At 25.8% G+C, this 17,249-nt stretch carries 22 protein-coding genes and 1 other RNA gene; 5 read left to right on the top strand and 18 right to left on the bottom strand.

Features of this window, described 5'->3' with window-relative positions; translation table 11 throughout:
• Positions 1-3 precede the first annotated feature (3 nt).
• The gene (locus tag ACFYH6_RS11920; RefSeq protein ID WP_416178676.1) at positions 4-324 is read left to right on the top strand and encodes a DUF1540 domain-containing protein; all 321 of its coding nucleotides are present in this window, start codon (positions 4-6) and stop codon (positions 322-324) included.
• Positions 325-571: 247 nt separating this feature from the next.
• Here ACFYH6_RS11920 and ACFYH6_RS11925 read toward each other — a convergent pair whose 3' ends face one another.
• Together ACFYH6_RS11925 and ACFYH6_RS11930 are read right to left on the bottom strand one after the other, a co-directional pair.
• Positions 572-1,600, bottom strand: coding sequence for a pyruvate kinase (locus ACFYH6_RS11925; protein WP_416178677.1), 1,029 nt, complete (start codon positions 1,598-1,600; stop codon positions 572-574).
• Between the two features lie 110 nt (positions 1,601-1,710).
• Entirely contained in the window at positions 1,711-2,148 is a 438-nt protein-coding gene (locus tag ACFYH6_RS11930) for a hypothetical protein (protein ID WP_416178678.1), read from the bottom strand.
• Between the two features lie 116 nt (positions 2,149-2,264).
• Between ACFYH6_RS11930 and ACFYH6_RS11935 the strand changes: the two genes are divergently transcribed.
• Positions 2,265-2,753, top strand: coding sequence for a DUF4883 family protein (locus ACFYH6_RS11935; protein ID WP_416178679.1), 489 nt, complete (start codon positions 2,265-2,267; stop codon positions 2,751-2,753).
• Positions 2,754-2,957: 204 nt separating this feature from the next.
• On the opposite strand, the gene folK is transcribed toward ACFYH6_RS11935, so the two are convergent.
• From folK to ACFYH6_RS11970, 7 genes are read right to left on the bottom strand one after another with little or no spacing between them, the layout of a single operon-like run.
• Positions 2,958-3,776, bottom strand: a complete 819-nt coding sequence (gene folK, locus ACFYH6_RS11940; protein WP_316344748.1) for a 2-amino-4-hydroxy-6-hydroxymethyldihydropteridine diphosphokinase — start codon at positions 3,774-3,776, stop codon at positions 2,958-2,960.
• A 10-nt stretch (positions 3,777-3,786) separates the two neighbouring features.
• Positions 3,787-4,596 (bottom strand): dihydropteroate synthase, encoded by an 810-nt coding sequence (gene folP / locus ACFYH6_RS11945; RefSeq protein ID WP_316344747.1) that lies wholly within the window; start codon positions 4,594-4,596, stop codon positions 3,787-3,789.
• A gap of 16 nt (positions 4,597-4,612) precedes the next feature.
• A complete protein-coding gene (locus tag ACFYH6_RS11950; RefSeq protein ID WP_416178680.1) occupies positions 4,613-5,086 on the bottom strand; it encodes an HD domain-containing protein in 474 nt (157 codons plus the stop codon).
• Positions 5,087-5,110: 24 nt separating this feature from the next.
• A complete protein-coding gene (folE, locus tag ACFYH6_RS11955) occupies positions 5,111-5,665 on the bottom strand; it encodes a GTP cyclohydrolase I FolE (protein ID WP_316344743.1) in 555 nt (184 codons plus the stop codon).
• Positions 5,666-5,676: 11 nt separating this feature from the next.
• Positions 5,677-6,420: an aminotransferase class IV gene (locus ACFYH6_RS11960; protein WP_416178681.1), complete on the bottom strand. Its 744-nt coding sequence runs from the start codon at positions 6,418-6,420 to the stop codon at positions 5,677-5,679.
• Positions 6,420-7,763 (bottom strand): aminodeoxychorismate synthase component I, encoded by a 1,344-nt coding sequence (gene pabB, locus ACFYH6_RS11965; protein ID WP_416178682.1) that lies wholly within the window; start codon positions 7,761-7,763, stop codon positions 6,420-6,422. The genes ACFYH6_RS11960 and pabB overlap by 1 nt, the downstream gene beginning before the upstream one ends.
• Entirely contained in the window at positions 7,756-8,349 is a 594-nt protein-coding gene (locus ACFYH6_RS11970) for an aminodeoxychorismate/anthranilate synthase component II (RefSeq protein ID WP_316345538.1), read from the bottom strand. The genes pabB and ACFYH6_RS11970 overlap by 8 nt, the downstream gene beginning before the upstream one ends.
• A gap of 101 nt (positions 8,350-8,450) precedes the next feature.
• Here ACFYH6_RS11970 and ACFYH6_RS11975 point away from each other — a divergent pair, with 101 nt between their 5' ends.
• Positions 8,451-9,287, top strand: a complete 837-nt coding sequence (locus tag ACFYH6_RS11975; protein ID WP_316345537.1) for a PHP domain-containing protein — start codon at positions 8,451-8,453, stop codon at positions 9,285-9,287.
• Between the two features lie 8 nt (positions 9,288-9,295).
• On the opposite strand, the gene ACFYH6_RS11980 is transcribed toward ACFYH6_RS11975, so the two are convergent.
• The 6 genes from ACFYH6_RS11980 to ACFYH6_RS12005 form a co-directional block, all read right to left on the bottom strand.
• Positions 9,296-10,543 (bottom strand): MFS transporter, encoded by a 1,248-nt coding sequence (locus ACFYH6_RS11980; protein ID WP_416178683.1) that lies wholly within the window; start codon positions 10,541-10,543, stop codon positions 9,296-9,298.
• Between the two features lie 102 nt (positions 10,544-10,645).
• Positions 10,646-11,854, bottom strand: coding sequence for a MerR family transcriptional regulator (locus tag ACFYH6_RS11985; RefSeq protein ID WP_416178684.1), 1,209 nt, complete (start codon positions 11,852-11,854; stop codon positions 10,646-10,648).
• 105 nt (positions 11,855-11,959) lie between these two features.
• Positions 11,960-12,199, bottom strand: coding sequence for a phage holin (locus ACFYH6_RS11990; protein ID WP_316345254.1), 240 nt, complete (start codon positions 12,197-12,199; stop codon positions 11,960-11,962).
• Between the two features lie 138 nt (positions 12,200-12,337).
• Positions 12,338-13,735 carry an aminopeptidase gene (locus ACFYH6_RS11995; RefSeq protein WP_316345256.1) on the bottom strand — a complete coding sequence of 466 codons (1,398 nt, stop codon included), beginning with the start codon at positions 13,733-13,735 and terminating at the stop codon, positions 12,338-12,340.
• A gap of 31 nt (positions 13,736-13,766) precedes the next feature.
• On the bottom strand, positions 13,767-14,675 hold the full coding sequence (hprK, locus tag ACFYH6_RS12000; protein ID WP_316345258.1) for an HPr(Ser) kinase/phosphatase: 909 nt from the start codon (positions 14,673-14,675) through the stop codon (positions 13,767-13,769).
• Between the two features lie 12 nt (positions 14,676-14,687).
• The gene (locus ACFYH6_RS12005) at positions 14,688-14,879 is read right to left on the bottom strand and encodes a DUF896 domain-containing protein (RefSeq protein ID WP_316345260.1); all 192 of its coding nucleotides are present in this window, start codon (positions 14,877-14,879) and stop codon (positions 14,688-14,690) included.
• 274 nt (positions 14,880-15,153) lie between these two features.
• Between ACFYH6_RS12005 and ACFYH6_RS12010 the strand changes: the two genes are divergently transcribed.
• Entirely contained in the window at positions 15,154-15,354 is a 201-nt protein-coding gene (locus ACFYH6_RS12010; RefSeq protein WP_416178685.1) for a hypothetical protein, read from the top strand.
• A 155-nt stretch (positions 15,355-15,509) separates the two neighbouring features.
• Here the strand turns inward: ACFYH6_RS12010 and ssrS are convergent.
• The 3 genes from ssrS to ACFYH6_RS12025 all read right to left on the bottom strand — a co-directional run bounded on the left by ssrS (position 15,510) and on the right by ACFYH6_RS12025 (position 16,448).
• Positions 15,510-15,701, bottom strand: a non-coding RNA gene (gene ssrS, locus ACFYH6_RS12015) — 6S RNA.
• A gap of 66 nt (positions 15,702-15,767) precedes the next feature.
• Positions 15,768-16,166 (bottom strand): hypothetical protein, encoded by a 399-nt coding sequence (locus ACFYH6_RS12020; protein WP_316345591.1) that lies wholly within the window; start codon positions 16,164-16,166, stop codon positions 15,768-15,770.
• 12 nt (positions 16,167-16,178) lie between these two features.
• On the bottom strand, positions 16,179-16,448 hold the full coding sequence (locus ACFYH6_RS12025; RefSeq protein ID WP_316345592.1) for a DUF1292 domain-containing protein: 270 nt from the start codon (positions 16,446-16,448) through the stop codon (positions 16,179-16,181).
• A gap of 153 nt (positions 16,449-16,601) precedes the next feature.
• On the opposite strand from ACFYH6_RS12025, the gene ytaF reads away from it, so the two are divergent.
• A complete protein-coding gene (gene ytaF / locus ACFYH6_RS12030; RefSeq protein WP_416178686.1) occupies positions 16,602-17,225 on the top strand; it encodes a sporulation membrane protein YtaF in 624 nt (207 codons plus the stop codon).
• Positions 17,226-17,249: the final 24 nt, after the last annotated feature.

Below are 17,249 nucleotides of genomic sequence, written 5' to 3' on the forward strand. Positions count from 1 at the left end.
ACAATGCAATTAATAAATTGTAATGCTGTAAACTGTTCTCATAACAAAGATATGGTTTGTTACTCTAATAGAATAAATGTTGTAGGGAAAAATTCAAATAAAGATTCTAATACTTGTTGCAGTTCATTTTTAGATAGCAAAACCTATGGCACTTTAACAAATAATATTTACAATGAAGGTAGTCCTTGTGATTGTTTAGTTTGTAATGTTGAAAGTTGTAAGTATAATGAAAATCAATTATGCTCTCTTGAATCTATAGATGTTTCAGGTTATGGTGCTAATTTATATAGCGAAACAAATTGTGAAAGCTTTCATAAGAAATAATTAAAATGAAAAATGATATCTGAATTCAGATATCATTTTTCATTAAGGGGATAAATAACTAATTGTTAAGCACTAACAACTATATTTATATAATACAATTACTTTGTGGCAATTTCGTTACAAAATAACTAAGAATTTATTTCTTTTTCTTTACTAAAATGTAATAAATAAATTATATGCATAAAATAATAAAAATAATAATATTAATCCAAGTATTATCCAAAGAATTGAAAGTATTAATTTTTCTCTACTCAAAATTTATTTCTCTCTTATAAAATTCAATAACTGATTTTAAGAATTTTATAGTTTGTATGGGAGCTTTTCCAATTGAGGTTTCTCCTGCTAATAAAAAACCATCTACTCCTTTATTAATAAATTCATAAATACTTTCAATTTCAGGTAATGTTGCTATATTTCCATTCTTCATACTATTTAATATGTGGGTTCCAATAATAATTCTCTTATTTTTCTCTTTAACAATTTTTATAGCTTTTTCTTGAAGAATTACAGACTCTAACATTCCAGCTTCTGCAACTAAATCTCCTCGTCCTAATACAACAGTATCCACAGCTGTAATAATATCTATAATATTATTTACTCCTTTTGGTGTTTCTATCTTAGCCCAAATATCATATTTTTTTTCCTTTGTATTTTCTCCTATAAATCTTTTTATTTCATCTATGTCTTTCTTAGATTCTACGAAGGATTGACAAATAATATCTAAGTCATTATTAATTGCCCAAAGAATATTCTCCTTATCCTTTTTGCTAATGGCTCTTCCATCATCCTTTATATTTGAAACATTGCATCCTTTTCCAGCTCGTATTATTCCTCCTTTCATTACCTTAGCTTTTACAATTCCATCTTTTACATCTAAAACATTGAAATTCATAGTATTATCCTTAATAGATATACTTTCTATATTACTTATCTTTATCTTTTCTGTAGTTAAATTTAAAGGAATATATTTTTTATATTCTAATTCCTTACTATTTAAAGTATTATAATAATCTTCTCCACAAAAGTACACTTCTTGATTATTATAAACTTTATAGATATATTTTAGATTCTTTGATATTCTTATCTTTTTCCCTGATAAATCAATAAGTATATGTATTTCACTTCTTATGGTTTTGACATAGTTTATCACTTCTTCAAATTCATCTTTATTGAAATGAGCACAATTTAATCTTAATATATCTACTCCATTTTCTATAAGCTCCTTTATAACCCATTTATCTATAGTTTTAGGACCTATAGTTGCTATAATATTCATATAAATCTCCTATTTATTGTTATCATTTATTCTTACTATAAAGGAGTCTTTTTTATTACAAAGCTATTAAATATAATTCAACTAAGAACTATATTTAATACTTAATTTAATTAGATTTTTATATTTTCTAATATATTAATTAACTTATTTGTAATTAATAAATTTTCTACTATTTCCTTATCCTTTATTGAAAAAGTAATATAAACTACAGATGTATTTATATTCTTAATTAAATAAAGATGTCTACCATTTTTACATGCTATATTTTCAAAGCTATCTTCTAAAACTTCCATAAGTTCATTTGCAAATATTTTAGAAGAATTATCAGCATAAAATATTATAGGAAAAGATACTTCATTTTTAAATTTAATTACTAAATAAAATTCTATATTAGTAACATTAGCAATTATTACTTTTTTTAATAATGACTTCCCATTATTTATATTACTATAATCAGTTAAATCTATAATGAAATGTCCTCTTTCTTTTAATTTTTCAGAAATAAAACTTAGAATTTTTTCACTATTTATGTCAATTCCGTATTTCATTTTACCACCAAAATAACAGTATTGTTATTTCATTTTATTCTCCTTATAATAAAATGTTCTAAAGTCTTTTAGATAAGAATATGTTAATATAGAACTTAATCCATTAGGAGGTTTCTATGAAGAAATTACTTAGTTTTATTTTAGTTATTATATTTACTTATTTATTTACAAGTTGCACTTTTAATGAATCACAATACATAAGACCTAGTTCTAAACCTAAAGCTGATTATTATACAAGTGAAATTAAAGATAAGGTAGATAAGAATGAAGAATATACTATTAAAATATTTGATGTAAATCTATATAAATATTATGAGGTAGATAAAAAAGAGCATAGCATTATTCCAGAATTTATAGATTCTGTAAAAAAAGATAATTATAATGCCCAATTACAAGATGGGTTAATTGCAGATTACAAAATTATAATTGAATTTTCCAATTCTAAATATGTTATTAATGCCTTTAATGATAAGTTAATTTCTATCCACCCTTGGGATGGAGTTTATAAAGAAGATATAATTTCTATGGATGATATTCCTGATTATTATAATCTTTATAAGTATTGTGAATATATAAAAAAGGTAGCTAGTGGCTTTGAAGGATAGGATATAAATAATATATTCCTTGCGACCTCGCATTCGCTCCAAGTCGCCGGCACATACTATTTATCTCCTTCTCACTGAAGGTAATAATTCCTCATTTCATTCAGAATTATGAACCTTATTCATATGGTAATCTCTTTATAAATTGCTAAAAATAGGATATTGAAAATAAATTTAATATTTATCAATATCCTATTTTATTATATTTTACTTATTTCTTATTTCTTCTAACATCCTAAACACTCTTTTTTTGTTTAATGGATGTATGTAATTTGGAGCTATTTCATTTAATGGTTCCAAAACGAATTCTCTCTCTTCCATTCTTGGATGAGGTATGGTTACATAATCATCACTAGTAGCATAATCATCGAAGAAAATAATATCAAGGTCTATTATTCTTGGACCCCATTTAATTATTCTCTCACGTTTCATATCCTGTTCTATAGTTAATAAAGTTTTCATAAGTTCCTTTGGATTAAGGAAGGTTTTTATTTCTATAGCTGTATTTTTAAAAGTATCTTGTTCTTCATATCCCCAAGGCTCTGTTTCAATTATACTTGCTATTTTAGTAACCTTTATTTCCTTATTTTCCTTAAGTCTCTCTATTGAATCTTTTATATTTTCTTCTTTATTTCCAATATTGCTTCCTATAGAAATATAAGCTTTATGCCATTTTCTATATATCTCTATTGCTGCAGTATCTAAGTGTCTTCCAATTGGAGCCCAAGGCTTTTTAAGTAGTACCTTAACTCCTTGTACTAAATCATAATTATATAAAACATATTCTGCTATTTTTTCAGCTGCTGTCTCAATTAAATCATAACTTTCTCTTTGAAATTCTTTTTCTATATTATGACATAGTTCTCCATAATGAACGGACTTAGTTAAATCACAATTTTTTGCAGCTTCTCTTACATCTAAATCTAACTCTAGTGTAAGTATAAACTTTTGACCTAAAGTTTTTTCTTCTTTAAATACACCATGATTTGCAAATATCTCTACATCTTTTAAATATAGTTTGTCCATAGATAATCCTCTACTTATTATTTAATATTTTATCAGTCATTACACAAGCTCTTTTATTTTCAAGAACATCATGTACTCTTACAATTTTGCAACCCTTCATTATTCCTACTACAGTAGTTGCAATAGTTCCTTCTACTCTATTCTCAACTGGAACATTTAAAGTTAATCCTATCATTGACTTTCTTGATGTAGCTAGTAAAACTGGAAAACCTATATTAACTATCTTATGTAGGTTATTCATAACCTCTAAGTTTTCTTCATAAGTTTTTGCAAAACCTATGCCTGGATCTAATATAATATTTTCTCTCTTTACTCCTGCATCTAATGCAATATTTATACTATCTATTAAATCTTCTAAAATATTCTTCATTAAATTTGAATATGGTTTATCTTCTCTATTATGCATTAAAATACAAGGCACCTCATATTTTGCTACAACTTTAGCCATATTACTATCTTTTTTAAATCCCCAAACATCATTAATTATATCAGCACCAGCTTTAATTGCCTCTTCTGCTGTTTTGCTTTTATAAGTATCTACAGAAATTAAAACATCTAATTCTTTTTTTATAGCTTTTATTATTGGAACAACTCTTTGTATTTCTTCCTCTTCTGATACATAACTTGCTCCAGGTCTTGTAGATTCTCCACCTATGTCAATAATATCAGCACCTTCTTCAACCATCTCTTTAGCTCTTTTAACTGCTGCCTCAATATTATTATAATTTCCTCCATCAGAAAATGAGTCTGGTGTTACATTTAATATACCCATAACATATGTTCTGTCTTCAAAATTAATTATTTTATTACCTATCTTCATACTTCTCTCCCTTTTGCTATAGCTTTATGTCTTTATTTTTTTTATCTTCCTTCCAATAACAATCTTTATAGGCTTTACAATTAAAGCAATTTCTTGAAAGTTTATCACTTTTGTATATTATTTTAGATAATTCATCTTCACTTTCTCTTCTGTGCTCTTTTATAGACTTTATTATTAAGGTCTTTTCTTCTTCATTAAAAGATGTGAATTGCAGTAATTCTTCTGCTATTTTTGCACTAGCTATATGGTGATCTACCCCATTATTATACTCTAAAACTCTTCCTATGTCATGCAAAAGAGCAATGGTATAAATTACCTCTTTGTTATAATCTAACCTTTTTTCTAAAACCATAATATATGCAATTCTTGCTACATCTAAAAAATGTTCTAAAGTATGATTGCAAAACTTCCTATCCTTTTCTAGATTATTAAGTTCCTCTAATAAAGCCTTATACTTGGGATGCTTTAAAATGATATTTACATTTTCCAAATTATCACCTTCTATATTCTTAGATTATTTAATAAAACTTATAACTTCTTTTTTTAATTTATAATCTTCTAAGAAGCATCCTCTATAAGTTGTAGTTACTGTTTTTGCTCCTGGCTTCTTAACCCCTCTCATAGTCATACACATATGTTCGCCTTCAATAACTACCATAACTCCCTTTGCATCTAAATATTTCATCAATGCATCTGCTATTTCAGCTGTAAGTCTTTCTTGAAGCTGTGGCTTTTTTGAATATACTTCAACACATCTAGCTAGCTTTGATAAACCTGCTACTTTTCCATTTGGTATATATGCTATATGTACTTTCCCATAGAAAGGTACTAAATGATGCTCACACATAGAATAAAAAGTAATATCTTTTTCTATTACTAAATCACTTCCCTCAACAGTAAAGGTCTTAGATAGATCTTCTTCAGCAGTTTTACCTATTCCAGAAAATATTTCTTCATACATTCTTGCTATTCTATCAGGAGTCTCTAATAGACCTTCTCTATCTGGATTTTCTCCTATTCCTTCAATTATCAGCCTTACACCTTCTTGTATCTTTTCCTTATCTATCATTTATGTTCCTCCTAATTACTGATTATTTCTTCATACTTTTCTCTTATTCCTATTGTTATTTTATTCTTCGAAAGAATCTTATCTTCTAGTTTACTAATTCCCATTACACCTAACAAGCTATTTGTTATAAATATTTCATCTGCATTAAATAAATCTTCTATAATAATCTCTTTTTCTATTACATTAAATTCATCTATAATAAACTTCCTAACCACTCCTGGAAGTAATCCGCTTTCAACTTTTGGTGTATATATTTTATTTTCTTTTATAAGAAATATATTTGATACACTTCCTTCAGCTACAAAGCCTTTCTCATTCAAAAATAGAACTTCATCATATCCCCTTTTTAAAGCCTCTTCTCTTTGAAGGATATTATCTAAGTAATTAGTGGACTTTATATAGGTTAATTTAGATTTTGAATTTCTATTTATATTAGAAAGCTTTAAAGAAAATCCCTTTAAATAATCTCCTGTTTTATATTTATTATCACGTGTTTCTATTACTATATTTTTTTCTGATACAGCTATTTTTAGCACACAATTTTTTATTGAATATTTATCTATTATATTTAAAATGTCCTCTAATAAGATTTCATCACCTAGCTCTAAAACTCTAATTCCCTTATTTAACCTTTCAATATGTTCTTTTAAAAATACAGGTTTTCTTTTAACTAAGATTGTTTCAAAAACTCCTCTTCCAAAGAAGTAACCACTATCTAAAGTAATCCTTTCTTCATTAAAAACAATAGTTCTCATTATAATACCCTCATTAGAGCCTTTGCTTTGTCTAAAGTTTCATTATATTCATCTTCTTCATTAGAGTCATATGTAATGCCTCCACCAACTCCAAAATAGGCTTTATTATCTTTTTTTATTATGGTTCTAATAGCAATATTAAAATCAGCATTTCCTCTAAAATCAAAGTATCCAATAGATCCTGTATATATATTTCTTTTCAAAGCTTCTAGTTCTTCTATAATTTCCATAGCTCTAATTTTAGGAGTTCCTGTAATAGAACCTCCTGGAAAACATTCTTTAATGCATTTTATAGCAGATACTTCATCCTTAAGCTCACCTTCAACTGTTGAAACTAAATGAAATACTGTAGCATAAGTTTCAAGTTTAAAAAGTTCTGTTACTTTAACAGAATGAGGTTTACAAACTTTACTTAAATCATTTCTTTCTAAATCCACTACCATTAGTAATTCTGCTTTATCTTTTTCACTATTTAAAAGCTCTAAGCTATTCTTCTTATCTTCTTCCTTATTTTTTCCTCTGGGTCTTGTACCTTTAATTGGTCTTGTAACAACTTTTCTATTATTAACTTCAAGAAATCTTTCAGGAGAAGAGCTAATTATTTGAAAATCATTAAAATTCATATAAGCAGAAAATGGTGCTTTATTTATACTTCTAAGTTTCTTATATATTTCAAAAGAATCTTCAGCGCTATCTGTATAAAATCTTTGAGTCATATTTGCTATGTAAATATCTCCACTAACTATATAGTTTTTCATTTTAGTTATAGCTGTTTTATATTCTGACTTATTAAAATTAGAAATAAAATTCTTTCTTGTTTCTTCTACTTTATATTCTTCTATATGAACAGTACTTTTTATTTTATTTATAATTAAATCTATTTCTTCATCTATCCCCTTTAGTGATGTAATATACTGTTTATTATTATATAAATCAAAAATAATAATATTATTATAAAATATAAATTTTATATCACTAATATTAAAATCCTCCATGCTACTATTAGGTAATTCCTCTAATATTCTACATACATCATAGGATATATATCCTATAGCCCCTGATATTAGTGGAATATGACTGTAAACTTCCTCTGAAATTTTATATTTTTCAATAAGTTTTTCTAAAACATCAAAAGGTTCTCCTATCACTTCCACATCATCAATTAAACAAGTATTTCCCTTAGCCTCAAAAGTCATAAATGGATTTAAACCAATAAAAGAAAACTTAGACAAAGTTTTATCTTCCTTTGAAGAATCTAATAATATAGTATCTGTTTCATCCTTAAAAACATTATATACTTCAAGAGGATTAAAATTTATTTCTACTTCTCTAATTTTAATCATTCTTATCCTCCTTAAACTTCTTAGTTATATCAATAAAGTTTTTTAAAAGCTTATGACCATCTTCAGTCATTTCAGCTTCTGGATGAAATTGCACTCCAAAAATAGGATAATTTTTATGACTTATCCCCATAATAACACCATCATCAGTATAGCTAGTTACTTCTATTTCTTCATTAAGATTATTGCTGTCAATTATAAGAGAATGATATCTAGTTACTCTTAATGGATTATTAAGCCCTTTAAATAAATCCTTTCCTTTATGACTTATATAGCTTATTTTCCCATGAACCGGCTCTTTTCCTTTTATAATTTTATTACCAAAATAATGACCTATACATTGATGTCCTAAGCATATTCCAAGTATTGGCTTTATACCCTTAAAATAATGTATTATATCTAATGATATCCCAGCTTCCTTCGGAGATTTGGGCCCTGGTGAAATAATTATTCCATCAATATCTAAATTCTTAATTTCTTCAATTGATATTTTATCATTTCTATATGTTATTACTTCTTCACCTAATTCTTCAATATATCTTACTAAATTAAACACAAATGAATCATAATTGTCTATCATTAAAAGCATTTTTCCCTCCAGGTTTTGTGTTAAAAATAATATATATGTGTTAAAATAATTTTAATGTATAGATTATATCATAATAATTTATTATTTTGAAAGGAGATAGGATGTTTAAGTGTGATTTGCATACCCATTCAATTTGCTCTGATGGGCGATTTAAACCTAAGGAAATAATTGAAATGGCTAAAAAAAGAAATCTTGATTATATTTCTCTAACAGATCATGATACCTTAACTGGTATAAATGAAGCAATTTTGGAAGCAAAAAAACTTAATATAAACTTTATTCCTGGAATTGAATTATCTACAGAATATAATGGAGAGTCAATTCATGTTTTAGGTTTTTTTAATAAAGAAGATTATAAAAATCCTGAATTAAATAAACTTTTAGCTGACCTTAAAGAGAAAAGAATTTCTAGAGCTTATAAGATAGTTGAAAACTTAAAAAACTTACATAATATAGAATTAGATATTAATAAAGTTTTAGCTAATGGTAAAGATACTATAGCAAGGCCACATATAGCAAAAGCTATAATAGATGCTGGTTATAACTATGATCATGAGTATATTTTTAAAAACTTTATAGGAAATGATTGTCCAGCTTATGTGCCATCAACTAAATTATCTACAAAGGATGGAATTAAACTTTTAAAAGATTTTAATGCCTTAGTTTTCTTGGCTCATCCTATATTAGTTAAGAAAACTCCTATTAATGAATTAATAGCCTTAGGCTTTGATGGTATTGAAGCTATCTATTATAGAAACACTGAAGCTGATACTAAAAATTTAATTAAATTAGCTAAGGAAAATAATTTATATATTTCTTGTGGATCTGATTGTCATGGTATTCCAAATGATAAATCTCATGGGAATGTTGGAGATGTAAATATTCCTAAAGATGATAGCATAATTAATATGCTTAAATGGTTAAAGGAGCTGAATTAAAACAGCTCCTATTCTACAATTTTAAATTTATAATATGATACACTAACAATTAGTATAGCTATTCCACCAAATAATACAATAATAAGCGGATTAACCTTATCTAGTAATAGTCCTGAAGCTAAATATGATATAGGAACTACTGTTTTTACTAAACTTATTGTTAAACTTAATACTCTGCCTCTATATCCTTCTTCAATATCAGTTTGTATACTATATGAAAATGGAATATCCACTAAGGATATACATATTCCAATAAACATCATTATAAAGAAGTAATATACAGATAAATAATTAATATTATAGCTATTAATTTTACCTATTAAAGGAATAGCTAATAGAATTATTTCTATTGCCATAAGTGTTCCAATTAATGATAATAAATTATTTAGCTTAAGCTTATTTATTATTTTCTTTATTATAATTGCTCCAATTATCATTCCTATTGGTACTCCACTTTGGATAAATCCATAATTCTTTTCTGGCATCATAAAGATATTATTTAAAATAATTGGCATAGGTATTGATATGGAAAAGGAAATGAAAAAGTTATATATTATAAATATTATTATAAAATCTTTAATACTTTTCTTGCTTATTAAATATTTAAAACCTTCCTTTATTTCTATAAAATAATTCTTATTTATAACTCTATCATTATCTGAAGAATTACTTTTAAATAAATTAAAATCAATTTTCCAATCTAAAATAGACGATATAAAAAAAGATATAGAATTAAATAATATAAAGGTTTTTATATCAAAAATTACAAATACAATTCCTCCCAACACTGGTCCTAATATAGATGAAATAGAATCAATTATTCTATTTCCCGCATTTATACTTACTATCTTTTCCTTTGAAACTATATTAGGAATTGATGAATCTATACTAACATCAAATATTATATTAATACTACTTATTACAAAGGTACTTAAGTAAATAATTCCTATACTTATTCCATTGAATGCACTTATTATATAAACTCCTAATAAGAAAATACCATTTAAAATGTTAGCTAGAATCACTAGTTTTTTCTTATTATACTTATCTACTATAACACCCACAAAGGGATTCAAAAAAACTATAGGTAATATACTTAAAATTAAAGTTGAAGAAAAACTTAAACTAGATCCTGTAACCTTTAACACATATAAACTCATTGCAAATGTATATATAGCTGTACCAAATATTGATATTAAACTAACTAAATAAAATAATATAGAATTTTGACTTTCTTTATTCTTAATAATTTTCATTTATCTCACCTCTAAAATTATTATAGAATCTAGTCTTAACCCTATATCAATATTTAATTTCTGTATATTTATAATAAAAATATTTAAAAGGTAGGGTTAACCCTACCTTTTACCAAAATACATATAAATATAAACTTCTTCCCCTTCCTTAAAATAATTTTCATAAAGGCTTGGCTTATTTAAACAATCTGTAGATAGTTCATCTATTGTATTAAACTTATTCTTCTTTATTTCCTCTTTTACATACTTTATGTTAAAATTTTTTCTATTTTCTATCTTTATAAAATTATTTAGGCTAATTTTCTTAAATATAATATATGATAATAATACATATGCATCTTTCTTTAAATATTTTAATATATCTCTTATAGAAAAATCATTATTTTCAAACCAATAGTTACTACTGCCACTACAATCTAAAAATATATCTATAACTTCTTCTTTTATAGGTATTTTCTTAAAATCTGTACAAATTAATATAACATTATTATTTAAATTACTATTTTCAAGCAAAGATTTTAAATAAATATGTTTATTTATATCATTATCTATAGCTATATAAATACTATTATCAAGCATATTATATAAATTTCTTAAGGCAAAGCCAAGACCACTTCCAATCTCTAATAATACTTTGTTATATAAATCTATTTTTTCTAAACTAAAATGTCCCCAATCCAAACCTTTTTTTAAACTTGAAATATGATTAATATCTGTTTCTCTAAGGTAATCCTCCATAATATTTTCATTGCTATTATCATTACTAACTTTATTATTTTCAACAATTAAAATTCCAGACTCTATATTATATTCCCTTTTACATTTACATTTTAATTTTCCATCTATTATTTTATTATTCTTAATGCTTCCTTCCTCTAAGTATAAGTTTCCTCCACAATAAATACATGAAAGGTATTTTAAACTATTAATATCAATACCTATATTTATAGTACGCTTTTCTTCTTTCGCTGCTATTTCTTTTGTTTTGTATTTTAATTTTTCTTCCATTCTTAATAGCTCTTGAATTTTTTTACTTATTTCTTTTTCCTTTAACTTGAAAATATCCTTTAATAAATTACTGTCTTCTAACTTAAATTTACCAAGGGATTCATAAATTAGAATGGACTTTATTTCATTTAATGTAAATCCATAAGATTTTAACTCTAAAACTTTATTTAAACTTCTTTGGCTATTTTCATCAAAATCATATTGTCCACCCTTTTTATATGGAATTATTAATTCTAAATCAATATAATGCCTTACAGTTTCAATACTTATGTTATTTTTTCTGCTAAATTCTCCAATTCTCATAACTACTCTCACTTTTATTTTTTTATTTTACTTAATGATAATATATTTTCTGAAATAATAATATAGGGATATTACCCAAAATAGTAATATCCCAGAATTTTAACTTTACTTATTTTCTATATTATTTGTATTATTCTTATCATTATCATCTATATACCATTTAGATTCAGTAGTTGGATTGCTTATTATTCCTAATGCAACTAATATAGATAATATAGTATTAGTAATAACTTGATATTCTTCTGGCACTACATTTACTCCAAAAGCACTTAAAATCATTGGTATTAATGCTAAAATAGAAACCCATAAACCATAATTCTTAAATCTTGACCAATCAATTTTCATAGTACCCCTCCTAACCTCCATACATTATATTCACATAATAAATATATGTGAAAAAGAAGGATATAAATATTATAATCCTTAGACTTTTCTCTTCAAAAATCATAGTTATATAATATTTATATCCTTCTATATTTTATGTTAATTAGTTTCTTCTTCTAAGAAAGCTTTATAACCTCTCATTGTTTCATATATATCTAATTTACTTGCTATTTCCCAAGGAGCATGCATGTTTTGTAGAGCTACACCACAATCTATAACTTCCATATTATATTCTGCTAATATATAAGCTATAGTACCGCCGCCACCTTGATCAACTTTTCCAAGCTCAGCAGTTTGATATACTACATCATTTTTATCCATAATATTTCTAAGCCATGCAATGTATTCTGGATTTGCATCATTACATCCTGATTTTCCTCTAGCACCTGTATATTTATTAAATACTATTCCCTTACCAAAATAAGCTGAATTTTTCTTTTCCATTACAGATGGATAGTTTGGATCAAAGGCAGCTGAAACGTCTGAAGAAAGCATTTTGGAATTTGATAAAGCTCTTCTTAATTTTAAACTTGAATATTCACCAAGTCTATCCATAACTTCTGCTACAGCATTTTCAAAGAATTTTGAATGCATACCTGTTGCACCATTACTACCAACTTCTTCTTTATCAACCAATAGTAATACACTAGTATATTTAGTATTATCAACATCTAGCATAGCCATTAAGGATGTGTATGCACATACTCTATCATCTTGGCCATAAGCCATTATCATGCTTCTATCTAATCCATATTCTCTAGCTCTTCCTGCTGGTACTACTTCTATTTCAGCAGAAATAAAGTCTTCTTCTTCAAAATCATATTTTTCTTTTAATATGTTTAAAATATTAGCTTTAACAGCATCTTTTTCATGTCCTTCTAATGGAATACTTCCAACTAGTATGTTTAAATCTTCTCCTTCAACTACTACGTTAGCCTTTTTCTGAAGTTGATCCTGTGATAAATGTATTAATAAGTCTGAAATTCCTACAACAGGATCTCTCTCATCTTCTCCAATTACTACATCTATCTTAGTTCCATCTTTTTTAACTACAACTCCATGTAGAGCTAAAGGAAGTGTAACCCATTGATATTTTTTAACCCCACCATAATAATGAGTTTCCATCATTGCTAAGTTAGTATCTTCATATAATGGATTTTGTTTTAAATCTAATCTAGGAGAGTCAATATGTGCACCTAGGATTCTTAAACCCTTTTCCATTGGCTCTTCACCAATTATAAATAAGGCTAAAGTTTTATCTTTATTATTTAAATAAACTTTATCTCCTTGCTTTAAACTTTCTTTGTTTTCTATAATTTCTTCTAAATTTCTAAAACCAAAAGCTGTTGCCATTTCAATACTAGTTAATACACATTCTCTTTCAGTTTTACATATTGACATATAATCAATATATCCTTTACAGAAATCAAATAGTTCCTCTCTTTTTTCCCCTTGATATTTTAACCAAGGATTGTTCTCTTTTTCACAATTAACCATATTATCCTCCTTATATTTTTAATATTTTATATTACTCTATTATTTTGTCCATTCTTCTTTCAATTATATCTACTGGAGTAACATCAGACATAAGAGAATGTCTGTAATTAACTGCAGCAGCTTCTATAATTACGGCAATATTTCTACCTGGTCTAACTGGAACTCTTAGTTTTTTAACCTTAACTCCCAATATATCTTGGCGATCATCATTTAATCCTAATCTATCATAATCTCCATCATCTTTCCAATGCTCAAAATGCATAAGAAGTTGTATATCTTTTTCTTGAAGAATGGAGCTCAGTCCATATAATGATGCAACATCAATAATTCCAATTCCCCTCACTTCAAGCATACCTATTGTTATTCTAGGAGACTTACCAATAAGTTCACCATCAACTTCTTTAATATCTACAGCATCATCAGTTACCAATCTATGTCCTCTTTTTATTAATTCAAGAGCAGTTTCACTCTTTCCTATTCCACTTTCTCCAGTAATTAATATTCCTATTCCATAAACATCAACTAAAACGCCATGAAGTCTTGTTTCAGGAGCTAATTTATCTGCTAAATAAATAGTCAATTTACTTATAAATTTAGTAGTAACTAAATCGGTTCTAAGTAACCAAACCTTATTTTTTAAAGCAGCTTTAATTAATTCTTCTTGAGGTTCTAAATCTCTTGTAATAATTAAACATTTTAAATTAAAACTAAAATATTTATCTATTCTTTTTCTTCTTAGTTCTATTCCCATAGTTTCTAAAAAGCTCCACTCAGCTTTTCCTATAACTTGAATTCTTTCTGGAGCAAAGTAATTATAAAAACCTGTTAATTGCAATCCTGGTCTATTTATATCATTTACAAATATCTCAATTCCCTTTTCTCCCTCAGATAAGATTTCCAAGTCAAAATCTTTTATTAACTTTTCAACTGTAACTGACAAATTTATCACCCTTTAATTTCTTTTTTTTAATTCTACCGTTTCTAATTGAGCTCTAAAATTATTTTTTACACTATCAATATATCTTCTTCTTAAAATTTGTTGTTCTTCTTTTTCTTCGTTATTTAGTCCTTCTTCTTTACTTTTTTTATAAAGTTCATTTATTCTCTTTATAACATCATCCATTTTCATATTCATATAATCCATCCTTGGTTCATCCTTTCTTATAACAGCATCTTAATTTTATTTTACATTGATTTTCTATTAATATCAACTTATATACTCTTTATATTTGTAATCATTTACAATAATTACTACTTGCATATTTTATTTATTTTAACAAAAAATAAAGCAATTCAACAGCAAATCGTAAATCTTTTTGTAGATTTTTGTTACATCTTTTTATTTTACATTTTTATACTTTTTGGTATAATATTGTTATATGATATTGTATTTTGTAGTTCAATAGGAGGTGCTAACTATGACAAAAAAATATAGTAGAAAAATAAAAAGAAAAAAAGCTTTACTTAACTTTTTATTAAGATACCTTTCTACTAATAATCCATTAATAATATATCTTTCACAAGACTTGGACAAGCTAATAACTAAAAATCAAAAGCATATATTTAATAAATACATTAGAAAAAACTTATGTAGCAATCCTGTAAGGAAAGTTGCCTAATTTATTTACCTAATTATTATTATGTATTTTCATAAATAATATAGAAAAATTAATTAAAAAATATATATTTTTAAGCATAAAAACATTATAAGTTATTTATAAGTTTTTATGCTTAAAATAAAAAATACCTCTTTTTTTGAGGTATTAAATACATATATATTCCCAACATGCCGGTCACTTAAATATTCATACCTGCTACTCGCAGGTGGGTTAAGCTCACTAATTCTCTGTCTTCTCCCGTTGCAATGCTGCAAATAATTGGAGCCCGACATACAGTTAGATTTCGCAAATCCCGTATATTCAATGTAGGTTGAATATTATAAGCTTAGCGCACATCTCAGGATTTATTATAATATAATTATAACATAAATTTAAATACATGCAATAGAATATTTTCCCTCTAAGTTAAACCTTTAACAAATATACTCTTTAGCTACATCTTCTATTGTAATATCTGTATCTTCTTCAGTAAATAAAGCCATAAATTGAATAAATTCAAAACTTGATGAATTCATTTGAAAAGCCATTACTTCTCCGGCAATATCTAACTCTTCAACAATTTCCTCTATAATATCAACTACTTCATCATTACCGTAGTCATATAGGTAAGGTATAAAATATTCCTTATACCATTCATCACTTTCTTCTTCGTAATCACTTTCATCATTTGCATAGCTTCTAGCTGCACTTAACACGTCATCATCAAAATCTAAAAAAAACTTTACAAGAAAAACTCCATCTTCATTCTTTAGTTCTTCTATTTCTGTTAAATTATTTTCCTCAAGTATTTCAATTATATCATTACTGTTCATAATATCCTCCAATTAATATAATAGTTTTTTATATTCCTTTTTTACCTCAAGGAATTCTTTATCATCTTCAACTAGGTTTAATTCTTCTTTTCCATCTACTTCATCTACTCTAAATACATAAATATCTTCGCTTTCATCATCTATTGGAGCTAAAAGTAAATATTCTACTTCCTTTAAGTAAACCTTTGCTACTGCTTCAAAATCTACTTTTTCTCCATTTTCATCTAAAAAGCTCATTATAACTTTTTCATCTTCACTAATATTAGTATTCTTTTTATCCATTTTATTCTCCTTCATATTAATTGTCCATTATTTTAATAATATCCTTTAATTTTTTTAGTATACTATATTATTTTTAATATAGAAAGTCATTTTTTGTAACTTTATAAATTTAATTTTATAGTATATAATATCAATTTTTTCAGAGGATAAAATATGTTAGAAATTTTATTATTAGTATTATCCGTATCTATAGATTCATTCATAGCAAGTATATCCTATGGCAGTAGTAAAATTCAGATTCCTTTAATTTCAGCATTAATAGTGGACCTTATCTCCTCTAGTATGCTTGGTATCTCATTAATATTAGGTAGTTTACTTCAAAATTATATCTCTATTACCACTGCTAAAATTTTTAGTTTTTCTATTTTATTTTTCTTAGGTTTTTATAGGTTATTTGAAGGGTTACTTAAATCTTATATAAATAATAAAGCAAAGGATTCTTCTCCTTTACATTTTAGATTATTTGATTTTAATTTTGTGCTTCAGGTCTATGCTAATGAAACAAAAGCAGATATTGATAAATCTAAAGTTTTATCTTATAAAGAAGCCATATACTTATCTATTGCCTTATCCTTAGATAGTTTAGCCGTTGGATTTGGTAGTAGTTTAATACTAATTAATTACATTGAAGTTTTTGTAGTTTCCATTGTTATTGGAATATTAGCTATTTTATTTGGATCTTATATAGGGAAAAGATTTGCAGAAATTACTACCTTGGATTTATCCTGGCTCTCAGGGACTATGTTAATTATATTAGCATTTTTAAGAGTTTTATAAAATAAAAGAGGTCGTTTTCACAAC

This window comes from Clostridium sp. HCS.1, assembly GCF_047900555.1.
In the GTDB taxonomy this organism is placed as follows: Bacteria; Bacillota; Clostridia; order Clostridiales; family Clostridiaceae; genus Clostridium.

Excerpts from the sequence above, each read along its gene's own strand:
- ACFYH6_RS11930 (WP_416178678.1), bottom strand. The coding sequence starts at position 2,148 with ATGAAATACGGAATTGACATAAATAGTGAAAAAATTCTAAGTTTTATT.
- ACFYH6_RS11920 (WP_416178676.1), top strand. The coding sequence starts at position 4 with ATGCAATTAATAAATTGTAATGCTGTAAACTGTTCTCATAACAAAGAT.
- ACFYH6_RS11975 (WP_316345537.1), top strand. The coding sequence starts at position 8,451 with ATGTTTAAGTGTGATTTGCATACCCATTCAATTTGCTCTGATGGGCGA.
- ytaF (WP_416178686.1), top strand. The coding sequence starts at position 16,602 with ATGTTAGAAATTTTATTATTAGTATTATCCGTATCTATAGATTCATTC.
- ACFYH6_RS11970 (WP_316345538.1), bottom strand. The coding sequence starts at position 8,349 with ATGCTTTTAATGATAGACAATTATGATTCATTTGTGTTTAATTTAGTA.
- ACFYH6_RS12020 (WP_316345591.1), bottom strand. The coding sequence starts at position 16,166 with ATGAACAGTAATGATATAATTGAAATACTTGAGGAAAATAATTTAACA.
- ACFYH6_RS11925 (WP_416178677.1), bottom strand. The coding sequence starts at position 1,600 with ATGAATATTATAGCAACTATAGGTCCTAAAACTATAGATAAATGGGTT.
- ACFYH6_RS12005 (WP_316345260.1), bottom strand. The coding sequence starts at position 14,879 with ATGGATTATATGAATATGAAAATGGATGATGTTATAAAGAGAATAAAT.
- pabB (WP_416178682.1), bottom strand. The coding sequence starts at position 7,763 with ATGATTAAAATTAGAGAAGTAGAAATAAATTTTAATCCTCTTGAAGTA.
- ACFYH6_RS11980 (WP_416178683.1), bottom strand. The coding sequence starts at position 10,543 with ATGAAAATTATTAAGAATAAAGAAAGTCAAAATTCTATATTATTTTAT.
- folE (WP_316344743.1), bottom strand. The coding sequence starts at position 5,665 with ATGATAGATAAGGAAAAGATACAAGAAGGTGTAAGGCTGATAATTGAA.
- ACFYH6_RS12025 (WP_316345592.1), bottom strand. The coding sequence starts at position 16,448 with ATGGATAAAAAGAATACTAATATTAGTGAAGATGAAAAAGTTATAATG.
- ACFYH6_RS11985 (WP_416178684.1), bottom strand. The coding sequence starts at position 11,854 with ATGAGAATTGGAGAATTTAGCAGAAAAAATAACATAAGTATTGAAACT.
- ACFYH6_RS11990 (WP_316345254.1), bottom strand. The coding sequence starts at position 12,199 with ATGAAAATTGATTGGTCAAGATTTAAGAATTATGGTTTATGGGTTTCT.
- folP (WP_316344747.1), bottom strand. The coding sequence starts at position 4,596 with ATGAAGATAGGTAATAAAATAATTAATTTTGAAGACAGAACATATGTT.
- ACFYH6_RS11960 (WP_416178681.1), bottom strand. The coding sequence starts at position 6,420 with ATGAGAACTATTGTTTTTAATGAAGAAAGGATTACTTTAGATAGTGGT.
- ACFYH6_RS11935 (WP_416178679.1), top strand. The coding sequence starts at position 2,265 with ATGAAGAAATTACTTAGTTTTATTTTAGTTATTATATTTACTTATTTA.
- folK (WP_316344748.1), bottom strand. The coding sequence starts at position 3,776 with ATGGACAAACTATATTTAAAAGATGTAGAGATATTTGCAAATCATGGT.
- ACFYH6_RS12010 (WP_416178685.1), top strand. The coding sequence starts at position 15,154 with ATGACAAAAAAATATAGTAGAAAAATAAAAAGAAAAAAAGCTTTACTT.
- ACFYH6_RS11995 (WP_316345256.1), bottom strand. The coding sequence starts at position 13,735 with ATGGTTAATTGTGAAAAAGAGAACAATCCTTGGTTAAAATATCAAGGG.